This is a genomic window from Metapseudomonas cellulosilytica (genome assembly GCF_049334135.1).
Classification (GTDB): Bacteria; Pseudomonadota; Gammaproteobacteria; order Pseudomonadales; family Pseudomonadaceae; genus Metapseudomonas.
On sequence record NZ_JBHZGN010000006.1, the window covers coordinates 13,463 to 32,401 of the forward strand.

15 protein-coding genes are annotated in these 18,939 nt (G+C 68.0%); 14 read left to right on the forward strand and 1 reads right to left on the reverse strand.

The genetic code is table 11. From position 1 onward, the window contains the following. Nucleotides 1-17 precede the first annotated feature (17 nt). From ACFW0H_RS09220 to ACFW0H_RS09275, 12 genes are all read left to right on the forward strand, one after another. The gene (locus ACFW0H_RS09220) at nt 18-734 is read left to right on the forward strand and encodes a response regulator (protein WP_459077294.1); all 717 of its coding nucleotides are present in this window, start codon (nt 18-20) and stop codon (nt 732-734) included. A 4-nt stretch (nt 735-738) separates the two neighbouring features. After that, nucleotides 739-1,512: a substrate-binding periplasmic protein gene (locus tag ACFW0H_RS09225; RefSeq protein WP_422913598.1), complete on the forward strand. Its 774-nt coding sequence runs from the start codon at nt 739-741 to the stop codon at nt 1,510-1,512. After that, nucleotides 1,509-3,755, forward strand: coding sequence for an ATP-binding protein (locus ACFW0H_RS09230; RefSeq protein ID WP_422913599.1), 2,247 nt, complete (start codon nt 1,509-1,511; stop codon nt 3,753-3,755). The genes ACFW0H_RS09225 and ACFW0H_RS09230 overlap by 4 nt, the downstream gene beginning before the upstream one ends. A gap of 183 nt (nt 3,756-3,938) precedes the next feature. Beyond that, on the forward strand, nt 3,939-5,336 hold the full coding sequence (locus ACFW0H_RS09235) for an amino acid permease (protein WP_422913600.1): 1,398 nt from the start codon (nt 3,939-3,941) through the stop codon (nt 5,334-5,336). 532 nt (nt 5,337-5,868) lie between these two features. Beyond that, a complete protein-coding gene (locus ACFW0H_RS09240; RefSeq protein WP_422913601.1) occupies nt 5,869-6,651 on the forward strand; it encodes an enoyl-CoA hydratase/isomerase family protein in 783 nt (260 codons plus the stop codon). A gap of 18 nt (nt 6,652-6,669) precedes the next feature. Then, complete coding sequence (locus ACFW0H_RS09245; RefSeq protein WP_422913602.1) at nt 6,670-7,830, forward strand: acyl-CoA dehydrogenase family protein; 1,161 nt, start codon at nt 6,670-6,672, stop codon at nt 7,828-7,830. A gap of 152 nt (nt 7,831-7,982) precedes the next feature. Next, on the forward strand, nt 7,983-10,076 hold the full coding sequence (locus ACFW0H_RS09250) for an acetate--CoA ligase family protein (protein WP_422913603.1): 2,094 nt from the start codon (nt 7,983-7,985) through the stop codon (nt 10,074-10,076). 135 nt (nt 10,077-10,211) lie between these two features. After that, a complete protein-coding gene (locus ACFW0H_RS09255; RefSeq protein WP_422913604.1) occupies nt 10,212-11,822 on the forward strand; it encodes a 5-guanidino-2-oxopentanoate decarboxylase in 1,611 nt (536 codons plus the stop codon). A 108-nt stretch (nt 11,823-11,930) separates the two neighbouring features. Then, on the forward strand, nt 11,931-13,121 hold the full coding sequence (locus ACFW0H_RS09260) for a pyridoxal phosphate-dependent aminotransferase (protein ID WP_422913605.1): 1,191 nt from the start codon (nt 11,931-11,933) through the stop codon (nt 13,119-13,121). Beyond that, complete coding sequence (locus tag ACFW0H_RS09265; protein WP_422913606.1) at nt 13,114-14,532, forward strand: aldehyde dehydrogenase family protein; 1,419 nt, start codon at nt 13,114-13,116, stop codon at nt 14,530-14,532. Before ACFW0H_RS09260 ends, ACFW0H_RS09265 begins: the two co-directional genes overlap by 8 nt. A 15-nt stretch (nt 14,533-14,547) precedes the next feature. After that, nucleotides 14,548-15,450 carry an MFS transporter gene (locus ACFW0H_RS09270; protein WP_422913868.1) on the forward strand — a complete coding sequence of 301 codons (903 nt, stop codon included), beginning with the start codon at nt 14,548-14,550 and terminating at the stop codon, nt 15,448-15,450. Further along, on the forward strand, nt 15,396-15,710 hold the full coding sequence (locus tag ACFW0H_RS09275) for an MFS transporter (protein ID WP_422913607.1): 315 nt from the start codon (nt 15,396-15,398) through the stop codon (nt 15,708-15,710). The genes ACFW0H_RS09270 and ACFW0H_RS09275 overlap by 55 nt, the downstream gene beginning before the upstream one ends. Before the next feature lie 9 nt (nt 15,711-15,719). On the opposite strand, the gene ACFW0H_RS09280 is transcribed toward ACFW0H_RS09275, so the two are convergent. Next, the gene (locus ACFW0H_RS09280; protein WP_422913608.1) at nt 15,720-16,154 is read right to left on the reverse strand and encodes an RrF2 family transcriptional regulator; all 435 of its coding nucleotides are present in this window, start codon (nt 16,152-16,154) and stop codon (nt 15,720-15,722) included. 206 nt (nt 16,155-16,360) lie between these two features. On the opposite strand from ACFW0H_RS09280, the gene ACFW0H_RS09285 reads away from it, so the two are divergent. Continuing rightward, entirely contained in the window at nt 16,361-17,962 is a 1,602-nt protein-coding gene (locus ACFW0H_RS09285) for an ABC transporter substrate-binding protein (RefSeq protein ID WP_422913609.1), read from the forward strand. Between the two features lie 14 nt (nt 17,963-17,976). Beyond that, nucleotides 17,977-18,936 (forward strand): ABC transporter permease, encoded by a 960-nt coding sequence (locus ACFW0H_RS09290; RefSeq protein ID WP_422913610.1) that lies wholly within the window; start codon nt 17,977-17,979, stop codon nt 18,934-18,936. The last annotated feature ends 3 nt before the right edge of the window (nt 18,937-18,939 follow it).

An 18,939-nucleotide genomic window follows, 5' to 3' on the forward strand; every position in this document is an offset into this window, starting at 1 on the left:
GGCGGAGGGTAATTGCAATGTCTGCCAGTGTGCTGATCGTCGACGACGATCCGCTGATCCGTGAACTGCTCCAGACCTACCTGACCCAGGAGGGCTACCAGGTACGCTGCGCCAGCACCGCCGAACAGGCCGAAGCCTGCCTGGCCGAGAGCCCGGTGGACCTGGTGATGCTGGACATCCGCCTGCCCGGCAAGGACGGCCTGACCCTGACCCGCGAACTGCGCGTGCGCTCGGAGGTCGGCATCATCCTGATCACCGGCCGCAACGACGAGGTCGACCGCATTGTCGGCCTGGAATGCGGTGCCGACGACTACGTGGTCAAACCCCTCAATCCCCGCGAACTGGTGTCCCGCGCCAAGAACCTGGTACGCCGCGTGCGCCACGCCCGGCAACCGGCCGCGGCGGTATCCACCGCCCAGCTCAAGCGCTTCGCCGACTGGATGCTCGATAGCGACCGCCGGCGCCTGATCGATCTGGACGGCAGCGAAACCCTGCTCACCCACGGCGAGTTCCAGCTGCTCAGCGTCTTCCTGCGCAACGCCGGCCACACCCTCAGCCGCGACCAGTTGATGGACCAGATCCGCAATCGCGAATGGCTGCCCAACGACCGCTCCATCGATGTGCTGGTGGGGCGTCTGCGGCGCAAGCTGCGGGACGACCCCGCCGAGCCCCAGCTGATCATCACCATCCATGGCGCGGGCTATCTGTTCACTGCCAATGCGACTAGCGCCTGACAGCATGGCGCGCGCCTGGTTGCTGGTGCTCCTGCTGCTGGGTTGCACGGCCCAGGCCGCGCAGACCGTGCGCTACTGCGATCATCCGGTCTATCCGCCGATCTCCTGGAGCGACGGCAAGCACATGCGCGGCCTCGCCCCGCAGATGGTGAACGCGATAATGGCCAAGCTGGGTTTCGACGTCGAACTGGTGGTGCTGGGAAACTGGAAGCGCTGCCTGCTGGACGCCGCCGAGGGGCGGGTAGACGTGGTGCTGGCCTATCGCACCCAGCCACGGGATGACTTTCTGCAGTTCGCCTCCGTGCCGGTGCTGCGTGAAGAAGTGGCGATCTTCTATAACCGCCGGCACCCGCTGGAGGTGGCGCGCCTGGAAGACCTGACCCGCTATCGCGGGGGCCTGCTGTTCGGCGAGAGCTACGGCGAGGCCTTCGACCAGACCGTGGCCCGTGCCGGCAATATCGAATGGGTCTCCGACAGCCGGCAGAACTTCGGCAAGCTGATCCGTGGCCGCATCGATTTCATCCCCCACGAGCGGCGAACCGGCCGGCTCTTCATCGAGCACCTGCCCGGCGGTGGCGACATCCGTACCTTGCCGAACACCGTAGCGGTGGACTACTTGCGCCTGGCGGTCTCCCGCCACTCGCCCCTGGCCGCGCGCATGGACGAGATCGACCGCGAGCTGCAACGGCTGACTGACACCGGCCAGATCGAACGCTGGCTGAACCAGAGCGAGGCCATCTATCGCGACATGGTCGTGCAACCGGAGCCGCAGCCATGACCCGGCTGAAACCCGCCAGCGGCCTGCTGCGCCGGCTGCTGCTGTTCATCCTGCTGTTCAGCCTGTGCTTCACCCTGGTGGCCAGCGCCGTGCAGCTGCAGCTGGAGTACCGCCGCGAGATGCGCGAGATCGAGGCGCGTCTGGAGCTGATCCGCACCGGCTACCTGGCCAGCTTCGAGCGCAGCCTGTGGGATCTCAACCAGGAACAGCTGAAGATGCAGGTGCGCGGGTTGGCGGACTTCCCGGACATCGCCCTGGTGCACCTGACCAGCGCCGACTTCGACCTGCAGGAGGGCGCCCGCGACCCGGCGGGCCCGCTGCGCCGCGAGCGCTTCCCCCTGGCCTACCAGCCACCGGGCGGCGAAGAGCGCCATCTGGGCGAGCTGGAAATCGCCATCGACCTCGGCGCGGTCTACAAGCGCCTCTACGCCACCGGCCTGACCAGCCTGCTGTGGATGGGGGTGTTCCTCTGCGGCCTGGCGGTGGCCCTGTCCTGGCTGTTCCACCGCCTGGTCACCCGTCACCTGCGGGTGATGGCCGACTTCGCCCGGCGCATCGCCGCCGGCGACTGGCACGAGGCCCTGCACCTGCACCGCCGCACCGGGCGTAGCGCCGACGAGATCGACACAGTGGCCCAGGCCCTGGACGACATGCGCCGGGCCATCCTCGACGACATGCAGCGCCGCGAAGACGACCGCGCCGCCCTGCAGGGCCTGGTGGAGCGGCGTACCGCCAGCCTGCAGCGAGCCAAGGAAGAAGCCGAGGCGGCCAACCTGGCCAAGTCGCGCTTCCTCGCCACCATGAGCCATGAAATCCGCACCCCGCTCAACGGCATCCTCGGCATGGCCGAACTGCTGCGCGGCGCGATCCCGGGGGAACGCGACCGCCGGCGCCTGGAGGCCCTCTACAAGGCGGCCGAAGGCCTGCTGGCGATCCTCAATGAGGTGCTCTATTTCGCTCGCCTGGAAGAAGGGCAGAGCCGCCCGGAGCAGCTGGATTTCTCCCTGCCGGCGCTAGTAGACCAGGTGCTGACCTTGCTCGAGCCCAGGGCCAGCGCCAACGGCACCATCCTCCGCTCGCGCCTCGACCCGCGGGTGCAGGGCCGCTGCCATGGCGCCGAGCAGTTCCTCCGCCAGGTGCTGAGCAACCTGCTGGCCAACGCGGTGAAGTTCACCGAGGAGGGCGAAATCCTGGTGGAGGTGCGGCTGCTCGAGGAACTGGCCGACGGCCAGCGGCTGCGCATCAGCGTCACCGACGACGGCATCGGCATCGCCCCCGAGGTGCAGGCGAAGATCTTCGAGCGCTTCACCCAGGCCAGCGAGGCCGTGGCCCAGCGCTATGGCGGCACCGGCCTGGGCCTGGCCATCAGCAAGCGGTTGGTGGAATTGATGGGCGGGCGCATCGGCGTGGAAAGCGTGGAAGGCGAGGGCAGCTGCTTCTGGTTCGAGGTGGTCCTGGACGCCGCGCGCAATCCGATTGCCCAGCCGGCCGCCGTGTCAGCGTTGCAGACGCTGGACGTCCTGGTGGTGGAGGATGTCGCCCTCAACCGCGAAGTGGTGGCGGGGCTGCTGGAACGCGACGGCCACCGCGTCACCCTGGCCGAGGACGCCGAACCGGCCCTGGCCTTGAGCCGCCAGCGGCGCTTTGACCTGATCCTCCTCGACTTGCATCTGCCGGGCATGGCCGGCACCGAGCTGTGCCGGCTGATCCGCGCCGACCAGTCGGGCGCCAACCGCGACAGCCGCATCCTCGCCTTCACCGCCAGCCTGCAGCCGGCGCTGGTGCGCAGTTGCCTGGATGCCGGGATGCAGGGCGCCCTGGCCAAGCCGCTGAAACTGGACGACCTGCGTCGCGCACTGGCCGGGCAGGCCCGGTCGCAGCCGCTCGCGGGGGACGCCGAGTTGCTCGACCGGCAGTTGCTGGACACCCACCGTGGCCTGCTCGGCGAGCAGAAGCTCCAGGGGCTGCTGGGACTCTTGCGGCGCATGCTCGACGAGCACCGCGCCGGACTGCTGGAGGCCCTGGCGGCGCAGGATTGCGCCGAGGTCGGCAACCTTTCCCATCGCCTGGCCGGCAGCGGCGAGTCCCTCGGCCTGCGTGCCCTGGCCGCCTGCCTGCGGGAACTGGAGTCGGCCGCCCTGGCCGGCGATACCGCTGCCCTGACGGCCCTGAAGCCGCGCCTGGAGTCGCTCCTGGCGGACTCCGCCGAGGTGCTCGACGGACTGCTGCAACCGGCCCCGTGAAAATCGAACAAATTCCTTACGACTTTTTACAACTTCGATCCCGGCTTACAACGGCGTCTTACAAATCCTTCCAATAATCGGCCCGTACCGCGCTCGAACGCGGTCCCCGAGGCCTATTGGAGACAAGAATAATGACCCTCAAAGCCTGTGCGCCCCACTGCGACTTCCGACAGGAGGCGCGTCATGTCTGAAGAACGCATCCAGCTCACCCGCGCGCTGAAAAGCCGCCATATCTTCATGCTGTCCCTGGGCGGCGTCATCGGCACCGGCCTGTTCATGGGTTCGGGCTTCACCATCAATCAGGGCGGCCCGGCGGGCGCCGTGCTGGCCTACCTGGTGGCCGGCCTGCTGATGTACCTGGTGATGGTCTGCCTGGGTGAGCTCTCGGTGCAGATGCCGGTTTCCGGCTCCTTCCAGGCCCACGCCACCCGCTACGTCGGCCCTGCCACGGGGTTCATGGTGGGTTGGGTCTACTGGCTGAGCTGGGCCACCACCGTCGGCCTGGAATTCACCGCCGCCGGCATGCTGATGGACCGCTGGTTCCCCGATGTGCCTGTCGCATATTGGTCGGCACTGTTCGTGGCCCTGCTGTTCGGTATCAACTCCCTCAGCACCCGCGCCTTCGGCGAGGCCGAATACTGGTTCTCGGGCGTCAAGGTGGCGGCCATCCTGATCTTTATCGTCGTCGGCATCATGGCCATCTTCGGCGGCCTGCCGCTGGCCAGTGGCGAGCCGGCGCCAAAGTTCTCCAACCTGATCGGCGACACCCTGTTCCCCAATGGCATCTCCGCGGTGCTCGCCGTGATGATGACCGTGGTCTACGCCTTCCAGGGCTGCGAGATCATGGGCGTCGCCGCCGGCGAGACCGACGAGCCGGAGAAGAGCATCCCCCGCGCCGTACGCAACGTGGTGTTCCGCGTGCTGATCTTCTACGTGCTGGCCATTATCGTGCTCTCGGCCATCGTGCCCTGGCAGCAGGCGGGCCTGATGGAGAGCCCCTTCGTCCAGGTGTTCGACATGGTCGGCATCCCCTTCGCCGCCGACCTGATGAACTTCGTGATCCTCACCGCCATCCTCTCGGTGGGCAACTCCGGCCTCTATGCCTGCACGCGCATCCTCTGGGCCATGTCCAAGTCCGGCATGGCACCGCGCGGCCTGACAAAGCTCAACAAGCGCGGCGTACCGGTCTACGCCCTGACCATCACCCTCTGCTTCGCGCTGCTGTCGCTGCTGACCAGCTTCGTCGCCGCCGACACCCTGTTCGTGGTCCTGACCGCCATCAGCGGGTTGGCCGGCACCGTGACCTGGATTGTCATCGCCTTGGCCCAGTACCGCTTCCGCCGTGAACACTACAAGGCCGGCGGCACCGTGCAGGACCTCAAGTACGCCGCGCCGTTGTTCCCGCTGATCCCGGTGGCGTGCATCCTGCTGTGCACCTCGCTGTTCGTGTTCCTGGCCCTGGACCCGACCCAGCGTCCTTCGCTGTACTGGGGTTTCGGCTTCATTGCGCTCTGCTACGGGGCCTACTACTTCCTGCAGTTCAAGCGTCAGCGCAGCCCGGCACCCATCCCGGCGACCTGACCTCCGGCGGTACCCGAAAAAAGCGCGGCAGAGTGATCTGCCGCGCTTTTTTGTTGGGCCTGCGCGGTCCAGGGCAGGCCTGCTTGACGAATGTATTCGCCCCTACAGGGTTTGCGCGGAGTCACCGGCGCGCGTCACCCCTCTCCCTCCGGGAGAGGGGCCGGGGGAGAGGGAAGCTGAATCCCCGCTCGGACTTCCAATGTCAGGCCTTCGGCCTGATTGGCGAATGAATTCGCCCCTACAGGAACGCGCGGGGCCATCGGCCTGCACGGACTGCCCCCTCTCCCTTCAGGGAGATGGCTGGGGAGAGCGGCGGGAGCCCGCTGGATCTCCCCGTTTCCGAGTTGTTCAAAGATGTAACAACGCCAGCGACGGTCTGCCCGATTTTAATAAAAAACCCCTTTAAAACAGATAGTTAATAACTAAGTTGATCCGTTACATACCCCATTCGGGCAGGATTGCCGTCTTGTTGAACAGTCGTTTAGGATCGCTTCAACTTCCTCATCATCAAAGACAACAAGACGAGGGCTCCATGACCACACTGCTCAGCCAGGTCGACGCCGGTATCGCCCGGATCACCCTGAACCGCCCCCAGCAGCGCAACGCGCTGGATATCCCCACCCTGAAAGCCCTGCTCGAACTGCTGGACGCCCATGAGGCCGATCCGGCCGTGCGCGTGGTGGTGCTGAGCGGGGAGGGCCGCAGCTTCTGCGCCGGCGCGGACCTCGCCGAATGGGCCGAGGCCGAAGCCCGCGGCGAGCTGGAAACCTACGGCTGGACCGAGACCGCCCACGCCCTGATGACCCGCCTGCACGGCCTGGCCAAGCCCACCATCGCCGCCGTCAACGGCACTGCCGTCGGCGCGGGGATGGACCTGGCGCTGTGCTGCGATTTCCGCATCGCCGCCGCCTCGGCGCGCTTCAAGGCCGGTTACACCGGCATGGCCTACTCGCCGGACGCCGGCGCCAGCTGGCACCTGCCGCGCCTGATCGGTGCCGAGCAGGCCAAGCGCCTGCTGTTCCTCGACGAACTCTGGGGTGCCGAACGCGCCCTGGCTGTCGGCCTGGTGGGCGAAATCTGCGCCGACGACCAACTGCAGGAGGTTGCCGGCCAACTGGCCGCGCGCCTGGCCGCCGGCCCCACCTTCGCCTTCGCCCAGACCAAGGCGCTGATCCGCGATGGCGCATCCCGCAGCCTGGCCCAACAGCTGGAAGCCGAACAGGCCGCCGGCCTGCTCTGTGGCCGCAGCGAAGATGCCGCCGAGGCCCTACGCGCCGTTGCCGAAAAACGTTCCCCCCAATTCAAAGGCCGCTGAGAGCGGGTAGGTGAAGCCATGGATTTCAAACTGACCCAGGAACAGGAAATGCTCGTCGAGGCGGTGAAGAGCTTCGTCGAGAAGGAACTGCTGCCGTACGAGGAAGAAGTGGACCGCGCCGATGCCGTGTCCCCGGAACTCGCCGCACAGATTCGCGGCAAGGCCATCGCCGCCGGTTTCTACGCCTTCAACATGCCCGAGGAAGTAGGCGGCGGCGGCCTCGACTACCTGTCCCAGGCGCTGATCGAGCGCGAGCTGTCCAGGGTGTCCTGGGCGCTGCACGTATTCGTCGCGCGGCCCTCGAAGATCCTCATGGCCTGCAAGGGCGAGCAGATCCAGCAGTACCTGCTGCCCAGCGTGCAGGGCGAGAAGATCGACTGCTTCGCCCTCACCGAGCCGGGCGCCGGCTCCGACGCCAACTCGATCAAGACCCGCGCCGTGCGCGATGGCGACGACTTCGTGCTGAACGGCGCCAAGCACTTCATCAGCCACGCCGGCCATGCCGACTTCGCCATCGTCTTCGCCGTCACCGACACCTATGAGCACAACGGCAAGAAGCGCAATGCGGTGACCGCATTCCTGGTGGACAAGGGCACCCCCGGCATGACCGTGCGCCGTGGACCCAGGTGCGTCAGCAACAAGGGCTACCACACCTACGAGATCTTCTTCGACGACTGCCGCGTGCCGGCCTCCAAGGTCCTCGGCGAAGTGGACAAGGGCTGGGAAGTGGCCAACGCCTGGCTCACTGCCGGCCGCGTGATGGTCGCCGCCAACTGCGTCGGCCAGGCCCAGCGCGCCCTCGACCTGTCGCTGCAGTGGGCGGCCGACCGCAAGCAGTTCGGCCAGCCCATCGGCAGCTACCAGGGCATCTCCTTCAAGCTCGCCGACATGGCCACGCAGATCCGCGCCGCCGAGCTGATGACCCTGCACACCGCCTGGAAGATGGACCAGGGCACCATGACCGATGGCGAGGCCGGCATGGCCAAGCTGTTCGCCAGCGAAGTGCTGGGCAAGGTGGCCGACGAGACGGTGCAGATCTTCGGTGGCATGGGCCTGATGGACGAAGGCCCGGTGGAGCGCATCTGGCGTAACGCGCGGATCGAGCGGATCTGGGAAGGCACCTCGGAAATCCAGCGCCACATCATTTCCCGCGAACTGCTGCGGCCGCTGCTGCGCTGACGCTTCAGCTCCCCTCTCCCTCCGGGGCGAAGAGGCACGTTTTCGGAAGCGCAGCTTCCGGTGCCGATGAGCGACCGATCGCGAAGCGATCGGGCCGGGGCGCGGAGCGGGGGCTGGGGGTGAGGGAAACAACCTCAATGCCGAGATCCGACATGAATCGTGAAAACCTCAAGCGCCTGCTGGCGCCGAAACACCTCGCCTTCATCGGCGGGCGCAGCATGGCGCGCGCCCTCAAGCGCTGCGCCGAAGGCGGTTTCACCGGGCAGATGTGGCTGGTCAACCCGCAACACGCGGAACTGGAAGGCGTGCCCTGCGTCGCCAGCGTCACCGACCTGCCGTGCGGCCCGGACGCCGTGTTCATCGCCACCAACCGCGAGCTGACCCTGAGCGTGGTCGCCGAGCTGGCGGCCAAGGCTTCCGGCGGCGCCATCTGCTACGCCTCGGGCTTCGCCGAAACCGGTGAAGAAGGCCAGGCCCTGCAGCGCCAACTGCTCGCCGCTGCCGGCGAAATGGCGCTGCTCGGGCCCAACTGCTACGGCCTGCTCGACTACCTGCACGGCGCCGCCCTGTGGCCGGTGGCCCACGGTGGGCACCTGGTGGACAAGGGCGTGGCGGTGCTGACCCAGAGCGGCAACTTCGCCTACAACCTGTCCATGAGCGACCGTTCCCTGCCGGTGGCCTACATGGCCTCGGTGGGCAACCAGGCCCAGCTGGGTGTGGCCGAACTGATGGACGTGCTGCTGGACGAACCGCGGGTCACCGCCATCGGCCTGCACCTGGAAGGGCTGAAGAACGTGCCGGGCTTTGCCCGCGCCGCCTACAAGGCACTGCAGAAAGGTGTGCCGGTGATTGCCCTGAAGACCGGCGTCTCGGCCATCGGCGCCGAACTGGCGCTCAGCCACACCAGCTCCCTGGCCGGCTCCGATGCCCTCTATGACAGCCTCTTCGAGCGCCTCGGGGTGATCCGCGTAAGCGGCCCGGTGAGCTTCGTCGAGACCCTCAAGGCCGCCGCCTGCGGCAACCTGCCGGCCGGCCCGAGCCTCGCCGCGCTGGCCTGCTCCGGCGGCGATGCAGGGCTGATCGCCGACTATGCCGAACGCAATGGCCTGACCTTGCCCAAACTGGACGGCGCCCAGCGCGACGAGCTGGCTCTGGTGCTGCCCGACTACGCCAATATCGCCAACCCGCTGGACTTCACCACCGCCATCTGGGGCGACGGCCCGGCCCTGGAGAAGATGCTCGACAGCGCCCTGCGCACCCCGGCCGATGCCGCCCTGCTGGTGCTCGACTACCCCGGCGAGGAAACCGGCGAGCGGCCGCAGTGCGACCTGCTGCTGGAGCTGTACTGCGCCGCGCTCAAGCGTCACGGCAAGGAGGGATTCATCGCCTCGGCCTTCCCCGAGCTGCTGCCGGCCCATGCCCGCGAACAGCTGCACGCCCAGGGCGTCGCCGCGCTGCAGGGGGTGGAGGACGGCCTTGCCGCCTGGGGACGCATTGCCCACTACCGCCAGCGCCGCGATGCGTTGCTGGCCCGCGGCGAAGCGGCGCTGGTGCCGATCTGCCCGCAGCCCCTGGAAGGCCAGGGCCGGCTGCTCGATGAGTGGCAATCCAAGCAGGCGCTGAAGCCCTTCGGTGTACCCCTGCCCAAGGCCGTGCTGAGCACGCCCGGCCAGGCCCGCGAAGCGGCCGCCGACCTCGGCTTCCCGCTGGTGCTCAAGGCGGTCAGCGCCGAGCTGCCGCACAAGACCGAAGCCGGTGGCGTGGCCCTCAACCTGCGCAACGAGGCGGCGCTCGAAGCGGCGCTGCTCGACATGCGCGAAAGCCTCGCCCGCCACGCGCCGCAGCTGGCCTTCGACCAGGTGCTGCTGGAACGCATGGCCAGCCCGCCGCTGGCCGAACTGATTGTCGGCATCAAGCGCGAGGAAGGCTTTGGCCTGGCCCTGGTGATCGGCGCCGGCGGCATCCTCGTCGAGCTGCTCCGGGACAGCCGCAGCCTGCTGCTGCCGACCACCGATGCGGCGATCCGCGAGGCCTTGCTGAGCCTGCGCAGCGCGCCGCTGCTCAGCGGCTTCCGTGGTCGCCCAGCGGTGGCGATGGAGGCGCTGGTGGATGCGATTCGCGCAGTGGCCGACTACGCCTGCGAGCACGCCGACCAGTTGCTGGAGCTGGACGTGAATCCGCTGCTGGTCAACGCCGAAGGCGCCGTTGCCGTGGACGCACTGATCCGCCTGGGTAGTGCGAATTAACCCGGGCGTGGCACATGAACTCCCCTCTCCCGCTGCGGGAGAGGGGCAGGGGGAGAGGGGCTCTTTGCCGTTGCACCCTCTCCCCAGCCCTCTCCCTGAAGGGAGAGGGAGCTGAATCTTCAGAGGAGAAACCTCATGCAAGACCAGAACACCTTGACCGGGGGCCAGGCCCTGGTCCGCCTGCTGGCCAACTACGGCGTCGACACCGTGTTCGGCATTCCCGGCGTGCACACCCTGGAGCTGTACCGGGGCCTGCCCGGCAGCGGCATCCGCCATGTGCTGACCCGCCACGAGCAGGGCGCCGGCTTCATGGCCGACGGCTATGCGCGGGTGTCCGGCAAGCCGGGCGTCTGCTTCATCATCACCGGCCCGGGCGTGACCAATGCCGCCACGCCCATCGGCCAGGCCTATGCCGACTCCATCCCGATGCTGGTGATCTCCAGCGTCAACCACACCGCGAGCCTCGGCAAAGGCTGGGGCTGCCTGCACGAGACCCAGGACCAGCGGGCCATCACCGCGCCCATCACCGCCTTCTCCGCGGTGGCCCTGACCCCCGAGGACCTGCCCGAACTGGTGGCCCGCGCCTTTGCCGTGTTCGACGGTGAGCGGCCGCGCCCTGTGCATATCTCGGTGCCGCTGGATGTGCTGGCGGCCCCGGTGGCGCGGGACTGGACCCTCGATGTGGTGCGCCGCCCCGGCCGCGGCCTGCCGGATAGCGATGCCCTCAAAGCCGCGGCGGACAAGCTGGCCGCGGCCAAGCGGCCGATGATCATCGCCGGTGGCGGTGCGCTGGAAGCCGCCGCAGCCGTGCAGGCCCTGAGCGAGCGCCTTGCCGCACCGGTGTTCACCAGCGTCGCCGGCAAGGGTCTGCTGCCGCCTGAGGCTCCGCTGAACGCTGGCGCCAGCCTCTGCGTGGCGCCGGGCTGGGAGATGATCGCCGAGGCCGATCTGGTGCTTGCCGTAGGCACCGAGATGGCCGACACGGATTTCTGGCGCGAGCGCCTGCCGCTGTCCGGCGAGCTGATCCGCATTGATATCGACCCGCGCAAGTTCAACGACTTCTACCCCTGCGCCCTGGCCTTGAAAGGCGATGCCCGGCAAACCCTGGACGCGCTGCTGGCTCGCCTGCCTCAGCAGGGCAGGGCGGCGGACGCGGCTGCCGCCCGCGTGGCGCTGCTGCGTGATGCCATTCGCAATGGCCACGCGCCGCTGCAGGGCATCCACCAGGCGATCCTCGATCGCATCGCCGCCGCACTGCCGGCCGATGCCTTCATCAGCACCGACATGACCCAGCTGGCCTACACCGGCAACTACGCCTTTGCCAGCCGGGCGCCGCGCAGCTGGCTGCACCCCACCGGCTACGGCACCCTCGGCTACGGCCTGCCCGCCGGCATCGGCGCCAAATTCGGCGCGCCGGAGCGTCCCGGCCTGGTGCTGGTGGGCGATGGCGGCTTCCTCTACACGGCCCAGGAACTGGCCACCGCGACCGAGGAGCTGGACAGCCCGCTGGTGGTGCTGCTGTGGAACAACGACGCCCTGGGCCAGATCCGCGACGACATGCTCGCCCTGGATATCGAGCCGGTCGGCGTGCTGCCGCGCAACCCGGATTTCGCCGGCCTGGCCCGCGCCTTCGGCTGCACGGTGAAGCAGCCGCAGAGCCTCGATGAACTGGAGCGCGACCTGCGCGCCGGCTTCGGTCACCCCGGCGTCACCCTGGTCGAGCTGAAACACGCTTGCGCGCGTTGACCCTGCCCCGCGGCAAGTGACGCCGTTGGTGGAAATCGCTTCGCGGTTTCCACCCTACATCGATGAAACATGCCCCGCGCAGGCTTCGCGCCGGGCGAGGAGTTCCCCATGCGCTTTTCCGATCTCACCCAACGCATCGCCGGCGACGGCGCGGCGGCCTGGAACATCCACTACCGCGCCCTGGAGCGTCAGGCGCGGGGCGACGACATCCTGCTGCTGTCGGTCGGCGACCCAGATTTCGACACCCCGCAGCCGATCATCCAGGCAGCCATCGACAGTCTGCTCAATGGCAATACCCACTACTCCGACGTGCGCGGCAAGTTCGCCCTGCGCCAGCGCATCGCCGCCTGGCACAACCAGCGCAGCGGCCAGCAGGTCGGCGCCGACCAGGTGACGGTGCTGGCCGGCGCCCAGTGCGCGCTGTTCTGCGTGGTGCAGTGCCTGCTCAATCCGGGCGACGAGGTGATAGTGGCCGAGCCCATGTACGTCACCTACGAAGCCGTGTTCGGCGCCTGTGGCGCCAAGGTCATCCCGGTGCCCGTGCGTTCGGAGAACGGTTTCCGCATCCAGGCCGAGGACGTGGCCGCCGCCATCACCCCGCGTACCCGCGCCCTGGCCTTGAACAGCCCGCACAACCCCTCCGGCGCCAGCCTGCCGCGCGCCACCTGGGAGGCCCTGGCGGAACTCTGCATCGCCCACGACCTGTGGATGATTTCCGACGAGGTCTACAGCGAACTGTTGTTCGAGGGCGAACACATCAGCCCGGCCAGCCTGCCGGGCATGGCCGAGCGCACCGCCACCATCAACAGCCTGTCCAAATCCCACGCCATGACCGGTTGGCGCGTGGGTTGGGTCGTGGGTTCAGCGGAGTTGGCCGGGCACCTGGAAAACCTCGCCCTGTGCATGCTCTACGGCTCGCCGGACTTCGTCCAGGACGCCGCCTGCGTCGCCCTGGAAGCGCGCCTGCCGGAACTGGAAGCGATGCGCGAGGCCTACCGCCAGCGCCGTGACCTGGTGTGCGCGGAGCTGGCCGGCTGTCCTGGCCTGCGGGCGCTGAAACCGGACGGCGGCATGTTCGTGATGGTGGATATCCGCGAAACCGGGCTGTCCGCCCAGGACTTCGCCGACCGCCTGCTGGACCGCCATGGTGTCTCGGTGCTGGCCGGCGAAGCCTTCGGCCCCAGCGCCGCCGGGCATATTCGCCTCGGCCTGGTGCTGGGCAGCGCGCCATTGCAGGACGCCTGCCGGCGTATCGCCCGTTGCGCCGCCGAGCTGGTGGAGGTGAAACGCTATGCGTGAATACCGCCATCTGTTCATCGACGGCGCCTGGGTCGCGCCCCAGGGCAGCGGGCTGGCCGAGGTGATCAACCCGGCCACCGAAGAAGTCGCCGGCCGTGTGCCGCTGGGCGCCGAGGCGGACGTCGAGCGCGCCGTGGGCGCCGCGCGGAGGGCCTTCGCCAGCTGGTCGCGCACACCCTCCAGCGTGCGTGCCGGCTACATCCGCGCCCTGGCCGGGCAACTGAAGGCCCGTGCCGGGGAGATGGCCGCGCTCATCACCACCGAACTCGGCATGCCGGTGCAGTGGTGCCAGGCCATCCAGGTCGAGGGGCCCATCGAGGGGCTGGAAAGCTACGCCGACCTGGCCGCGCACATGGACGAGGTGCGCGAGGTCGGCAACTCCCTGGTGGTGCGCGAGCCGGTGGGCGTCTGCGCCTTCATCAACCCCTGGAACTACCCGCTGCATCAGCTGATCGGCAAGCTGGCGCCGGCCCTGGCGGCCGGCTGCACAGTGGTGGTCAAGCCGAGCCAGGAAACCCCGCTGCACGCTTTCCTGCTGGCCGAGATGATCGCAGCCATCGGCCTGCCCGCCGGGGTATTCAACCTGGTCAGCGGGCCGGGCTCCAAGGTCGGTGAAGCGCTGGCGCGGCATCCGGATGTCGACATGGTTTCCTTCACCGGCTCCACCGGAGCCGGCGTGCGGGTCGCCGAGGCGGCGGCGCCGACGGTCAAGCGGGTGTGCCTGGAACTGGGCGGCAAGTCGCCGCTGATCATCGGCGCCGACGCCGACCTGGCCGCCGCGGTGCGCTACGGCGTACAGGACGTGATGATCAACTCCGGGCAGACCTGCACGGCGCTGACCCGCATGCTGCTGCCGGCCAGCCGCTATGCCGAAGCGCTGGAGCTGGCGCGGGCGGAAACCGAAGCGCTGCGCATCGGCGACCCCCTGGACCCCGAGTCCTTCCTCGGCCCCATGTGCTCGGCCGGGCAGCGGCGCACCGTGCGCGATTACATCCGCATCGGCGCGGAGGAGGGGGCCAGGCTGCTGGCGGGCGGCGCCGAGACGCCTGCGGGCCTGGAGCGCGGCTTCTATGTGCGGCCGACGTTGTACGCCGATGTGCATAACCGGATGCGCATCGCCCGCGAGGAAATCTTCGGGCCGGTGCTCTGCCTGATCCCCTACGCCGATGAGGACGATGCCCTGGCCATCGCCAACGATTCGCCCTTCGGCCTCTCCAGCGCGGTGTGGACCGCAACGACGCAGCGCTCCCTGGAGCTGGCGCGGCAGCTGCGGGCGGGGCAGTGCTTCGTCAATGGCGCGGCCTTCAACTACCGCGCGCCCTTCGGCGGTTACAAGCAGTCGGGCAACGGCCGCGAGTGGGGCGAGGAGGGACTGGCGGAGTTCGTCGAAACCAAGGCGATCCAGGTCTGACGGGAAAGCGCCGTGATGATGCCAACCCAGCCCCGGGCCTTCATGGCGCTGTACCTCGCCACCTTGCTGCTGCAGGTGGCGGCGGGCCTGCTCAACTCCTGGGTGGCCCTGCGCAGCCTGGCGCTGGGCACCGGCGACTTCCTGATCGGCTCGCTGATGGCGGTGAACGCCCTCGGCCTGGTGCTGGGCGCGTTCACTGGCTACTGGCTGATCGCCCGTATCGGCCATGTGCGCGCCTACTCGCTGGCATCCGCGATCGCGGTCTCGGCCACCCTCGGCCATGACTTCAGCACCTGGCTGCCGTTCTGGCTGCTGTTGCGCTTCGTCGTCGGGCTGGCCCTGATGACCCTGTACATGGTGCTGGAGAGCTGGATCAACGAGCAGGTCGAGCCGTCTTCGCGGGGCAGGGTACTGGCCTGGTACCTGACCGCCTCATTCCTCGGGCTGATTGGCGGCCAACTGGGCCTGGGGCTTGGCGGGGGCGCCAGTCGCGCCTTGCTCGACCTGGTGGCCATCGCCTTCGCCCTGTGCCTGGTGCCGGTGGCCTTCACCCGACGCCCATTGCCCCAGCTCGTGGCGCCCAGACAAGACCCGGCGCCATGGCGCTTCGTGCGGCGGGTGCCGCAAGCATTGCTGACGATCGTCGTCACCGGCCTGCTGTCCGGCGCCTTTCACGGCCTGGCGCCGGTCTATGCCAGCCAGCAGGGACTCGATGCGCGCATGGTCGGCCTGTTCATGGCGTCCTGTCTCGCGGCGGGCCTGCTCGCACAGTTCCCGCTGGGCCTGCTTTCGGACCGTTTGCCGCGCCCGCGGCTGATCCGTCTGTTCGGCGGCGTGCTGGCCATCGCCTGCCTGCCTCTGCTGTGGACGCCGTCACCGCCCCCTTGCTGCTGGGCTGCGGCTTTCTCATCGGCCTGATGCAGTTCTCGCTCTATCCGTTGGCCCTGGCATTGGCCAACGACGGCGTCGAGAGCCACGAACGCGTTTCGCTGGCGGGGCTGTTCCTGGTGGGGTTCGGCCTGGGCTCCTGCATCGGGCCGCTGCTGGCCGGGGCGGCGATGGAGCATTTCGGCGGGCGGGCGCTCTATGGCTTCTGCGCCTTGTGCGGACTGAGCCTGGCGGCCCTGGTGCGCGAGGGACTGGCGCGGCCGCAGCCGGTTGCGACAGGGGAGGCTTGAGCTGCGGTTTCAGCCCTCGGCCTCGAGCGGCGTGTCGAAGGCGACGAACAACTGGTCGGCGGTGATCTTCTCCAGGTCCAGGCGGACGTTCTCTTCCAGCAGGGCGAACAGCCTTGTGAAGACATCAAAGACCTTGCAGTGGTCTTCCATGCCGGAGAAGGGGTTGTCGATCTTCTCGGCGATCAGGGAGCTTTCCTGCACCGCGTCGTAGACGTCCCGCAGGGTGATCTCCCGGGGTGGCCGGGCCAGGGTCAGGCCGCCGCCGGCACCGCGCTGGGACTTGAGGATGTTCGCCTTGACCAGTTGCGAGACCAGGTTGCGCACCCGCGTGGGATGCACCTTCACCCATTTGGCGATGGTTTCAGTGCGCAGCTTCTGCGGAGCGTTGGCGGCGACGAAGGAGAGAATGTAGGACGCCGTGATCAGGCGGGTCGACTGGCTCATGGGGCAGGTTCCGGGCGCGGCGGGCAGTGGGCGACGGAGAAAGGTTATTGATCGGATAACAAATAGTAAATGCCCGGGTGAAAACGCGAATGCCACCACTGGAGTTCGTTCGGGGTAATTGTTAATGTTGCGATCGCGATAACAATTAAGGCGCGAGACCTCACCTACCACCCAAGGCTTTCTCTGACCAGAACAGGGGTAATGCAATGAGCGACAAGAAGAACAAGATCACTCAGGCAATCCACGGCTTCCAGTTGGATCGCCGTGACTTCCTCAAGCTCGGCGCCATGGCCGGCCTCGCTGGCGCAGCCTTCTCCATGGGCCTGTCGCCGAGCGCCTGGGCCGGGGAGGCGATGCCCAAGCCGGGCGGTGTCCTGCGCCTGGGGCTGGCCGGTGGCAGCACCTCCGACTCCCTCGACCCGGGCACCTGGACCGATACCTTCCCCTTCATCGGCTTCTCGGCGGTCTACAACACGCTGGTGGAGATCGACGTCGACGGCTCGGCCATACCGGAACTGGCGGAGTCCTGGGAGTCGTCCGCCGATGCCAGGGTCTGGACCTTCAAGCTGCGCCAGGGCGTGCAGTTCCACAACGGCAAGAGCCTGACGGTGGACGACGTGGTGGCCTCGATCCAGCACCACCTGGGGGAGAAGTCCACCTCGGCGGCCAAGGCGGTACTGGGGGAAGTCGCAGCGGTCAAGGCCAAGGGCGCGGACGTCGTGGTCTTCGAGTTGCGCTCGGGCAATGCCGATTTCCCCTACGTGATGGCCGACTATCACCTGGCGATCATGCCCAACAAGGACGGCGTGGCCGACTGGCGCGCCGGCATCGGCACCGGCGGCTACCGCATCAAGTCCTTCGAGCCCGGCGTGCGCATGGCGCTGGAGCGCAACCCTGGTTACTGGAAAGCGGGGCGCGCGCATTTCGCCGAAGCGGAACTGATCGGCATCAGTGACGGCGCGGCGCGGGTCAATGCGCTGATGACCGGCGCGGTGGACGTGATCAACAAGGTGGACCTGAAGACCGTCGCCCTGCTCAAGCGCAACCCGGGCCTCGTGATCGAGGAAACCAGGGGCGCGCAGCACTACACCTTCCCGATGCTCTGCGACAGCGTGCAATTCGCCAACAACGATATCCGCCTGGCGATGAAGCACGGCATCGACCGCGAGGCGCTGCTCAACACCGTTCTGCGTGGCTATGGCCAGGTCGGCAACGACCACCCGATCCAGCCCGGCAGCCGCTTCCTCAACACCGAACTGGCGCAGCGCAAGTACGACCCGGACCAGGCACGTTTCCATCTGCGCAAGGCCGGGGTGGAATCCCTCAAGGTACGCCTGCAGGCCTCGGATGCCGCCTATGCCGGTGCGGTGGACGCCTCGGTGCTGTTCAAGGAGCAGGCCCGCGTCGCCGGCATCGACATAGAGGTGGTGCGCGAGCCGGCGGATGGCTTCTTCGCCAACGTCTGGAACAAGCAGCCCTTCACCACCTCCTTCTTCTACAGCAGCCTGACCGCCGACCGCATGTTCAGCATCGGCTACGCCAAGGGCGCCGCCTGGAACGAGTCGCACTGGGACCACCCGCGCTTCAACCAACTGCTCAACGCCGCCCGCGGTGAACTCAACGAGCCGCTGCGCCGCGAGATGTACAACGAGATGCAGCAGCTCTGCCGGGACGAGGGCGGCAGCATCATCCCGCTCTTCGCCAACTCGGTGGCGGCGCGCTCCACCCGCGTCACCCATGGCGGAGCCACGGCACCCTACGGCGAACTGGATGGCCTGCGGATCATCGAGCGCTGGTGGCAGGCCTGAGGGGAGCCGGGATCATGAATGGCATTCTCAAATTGCTGTCCCAGCGATTGGCCCTCGGGCTGCTGTCGCTGCTGGCGGTGTCGGTGATCATCTTCCTCGCGGTCGGCCTGCTGCCGGGGGACCTGGCCCAGGCGTTGCTCGGGCAGTCCGCCACGGCGGACACCCTGGCCGCGCTGCGCGCGCAGCTGGGGTTGGACCAGCCGCCGCTGACCCGCTTCCTGGCCTGGATCTGGCATTTCCTCCAGGGCGACCTCGGCGTTTCCCTGGCCAACCAGCGGCCCATCGCCGAGCTGGTAGGCACGCGCCTGGGCAACACCCTGTTCCTCGCCGCCTTCGCCGCCCTGGTATCGGTGCCGCTGGCCCTGCTGCTGGGCATGCTGGCAGCGCTGTACCGCAATTCCTGGTTCGATCGCCTGCTGAACACTTCGGCGCTCAGCGCGGTGTCCTTTCCGGAGTTCTTCGTCGCTTACCTGCTGATCCTGCTGTTCTCGGTGAAGCTCAACTGGTTCCCGAGCATCTCCAACCTGGCGCCCGACGCTTCCCTGGGCACCATGCTGCAGGCCTCGATCCTGCCGGTAGCGACCCTCAGCCTGGTGGTGATCGCGCAGATGATGCGCATGACCCGCGCGGCGCTGATCAACCTGCTGGCCAGCCCCTATATCGAGATGGCCCGTCTCAAGGGCATCGGCCGGGCGCGGATCATCTTCCGCCACGCCCTGCCCAACGCCCTGGCGCCCATCGTCAACGTGGTGGCGCTTAACCTGGCCTACCTGGTGGTGGGCGTGGTGGTGGTGGAGGTGGTCTTCGTCTATCCCGGCCTCGGCCAGTTGCTGGTGGACTCGGTGGCCAAGCGCGACATTCCCGTGGTGCAGGCCTGCAGCCTGATCTTCGCGGGTACCTACATCCTCCTCAACACGTTGGCGGACGTGCTGTCCATCGCCAGCAACCCACGCCTGATGTATCCGAAGGGGTAGGCC

Excerpts from the sequence above, each read along its gene's own strand:
- ACFW0H_RS09220 (WP_459077294.1), top strand. The coding sequence starts at position 18 with ATGTCTGCCAGTGTGCTGATCGTCGACGACGATCCGCTGATCCGTGAA.
- ACFW0H_RS09225 (WP_422913598.1), top strand. The coding sequence starts at position 739 with ATGGCGCGCGCCTGGTTGCTGGTGCTCCTGCTGCTGGGTTGCACGGCC.
- ACFW0H_RS09230 (WP_422913599.1), top strand. The coding sequence starts at position 1,509 with ATGACCCGGCTGAAACCCGCCAGCGGCCTGCTGCGCCGGCTGCTGCTG.
- ACFW0H_RS09235 (WP_422913600.1), top strand. The coding sequence starts at position 3,939 with ATGTCTGAAGAACGCATCCAGCTCACCCGCGCGCTGAAAAGCCGCCAT.
- ACFW0H_RS09240 (WP_422913601.1), top strand. The coding sequence starts at position 5,869 with ATGACCACACTGCTCAGCCAGGTCGACGCCGGTATCGCCCGGATCACC.
- ACFW0H_RS09245 (WP_422913602.1), top strand. The coding sequence starts at position 6,670 with ATGGATTTCAAACTGACCCAGGAACAGGAAATGCTCGTCGAGGCGGTG.
- ACFW0H_RS09250 (WP_422913603.1), top strand. The coding sequence starts at position 7,983 with ATGAATCGTGAAAACCTCAAGCGCCTGCTGGCGCCGAAACACCTCGCC.
- ACFW0H_RS09255 (WP_422913604.1), top strand. The coding sequence starts at position 10,212 with ATGCAAGACCAGAACACCTTGACCGGGGGCCAGGCCCTGGTCCGCCTG.
- ACFW0H_RS09260 (WP_422913605.1), top strand. The coding sequence starts at position 11,931 with ATGCGCTTTTCCGATCTCACCCAACGCATCGCCGGCGACGGCGCGGCG.
- ACFW0H_RS09265 (WP_422913606.1), top strand. The coding sequence starts at position 13,114 with ATGCGTGAATACCGCCATCTGTTCATCGACGGCGCCTGGGTCGCGCCC.
- ACFW0H_RS09270 (WP_422913868.1), top strand. The coding sequence starts at position 14,548 with ATGATGCCAACCCAGCCCCGGGCCTTCATGGCGCTGTACCTCGCCACC.
- ACFW0H_RS09280 (WP_422913608.1), bottom strand. The coding sequence starts at position 16,154 with ATGAGCCAGTCGACCCGCCTGATCACGGCGTCCTACATTCTCTCCTTC.
- ACFW0H_RS09285 (WP_422913609.1), top strand. The coding sequence starts at position 16,361 with ATGAGCGACAAGAAGAACAAGATCACTCAGGCAATCCACGGCTTCCAG.
- ACFW0H_RS09290 (WP_422913610.1), top strand. The coding sequence starts at position 17,977 with ATGAATGGCATTCTCAAATTGCTGTCCCAGCGATTGGCCCTCGGGCTG.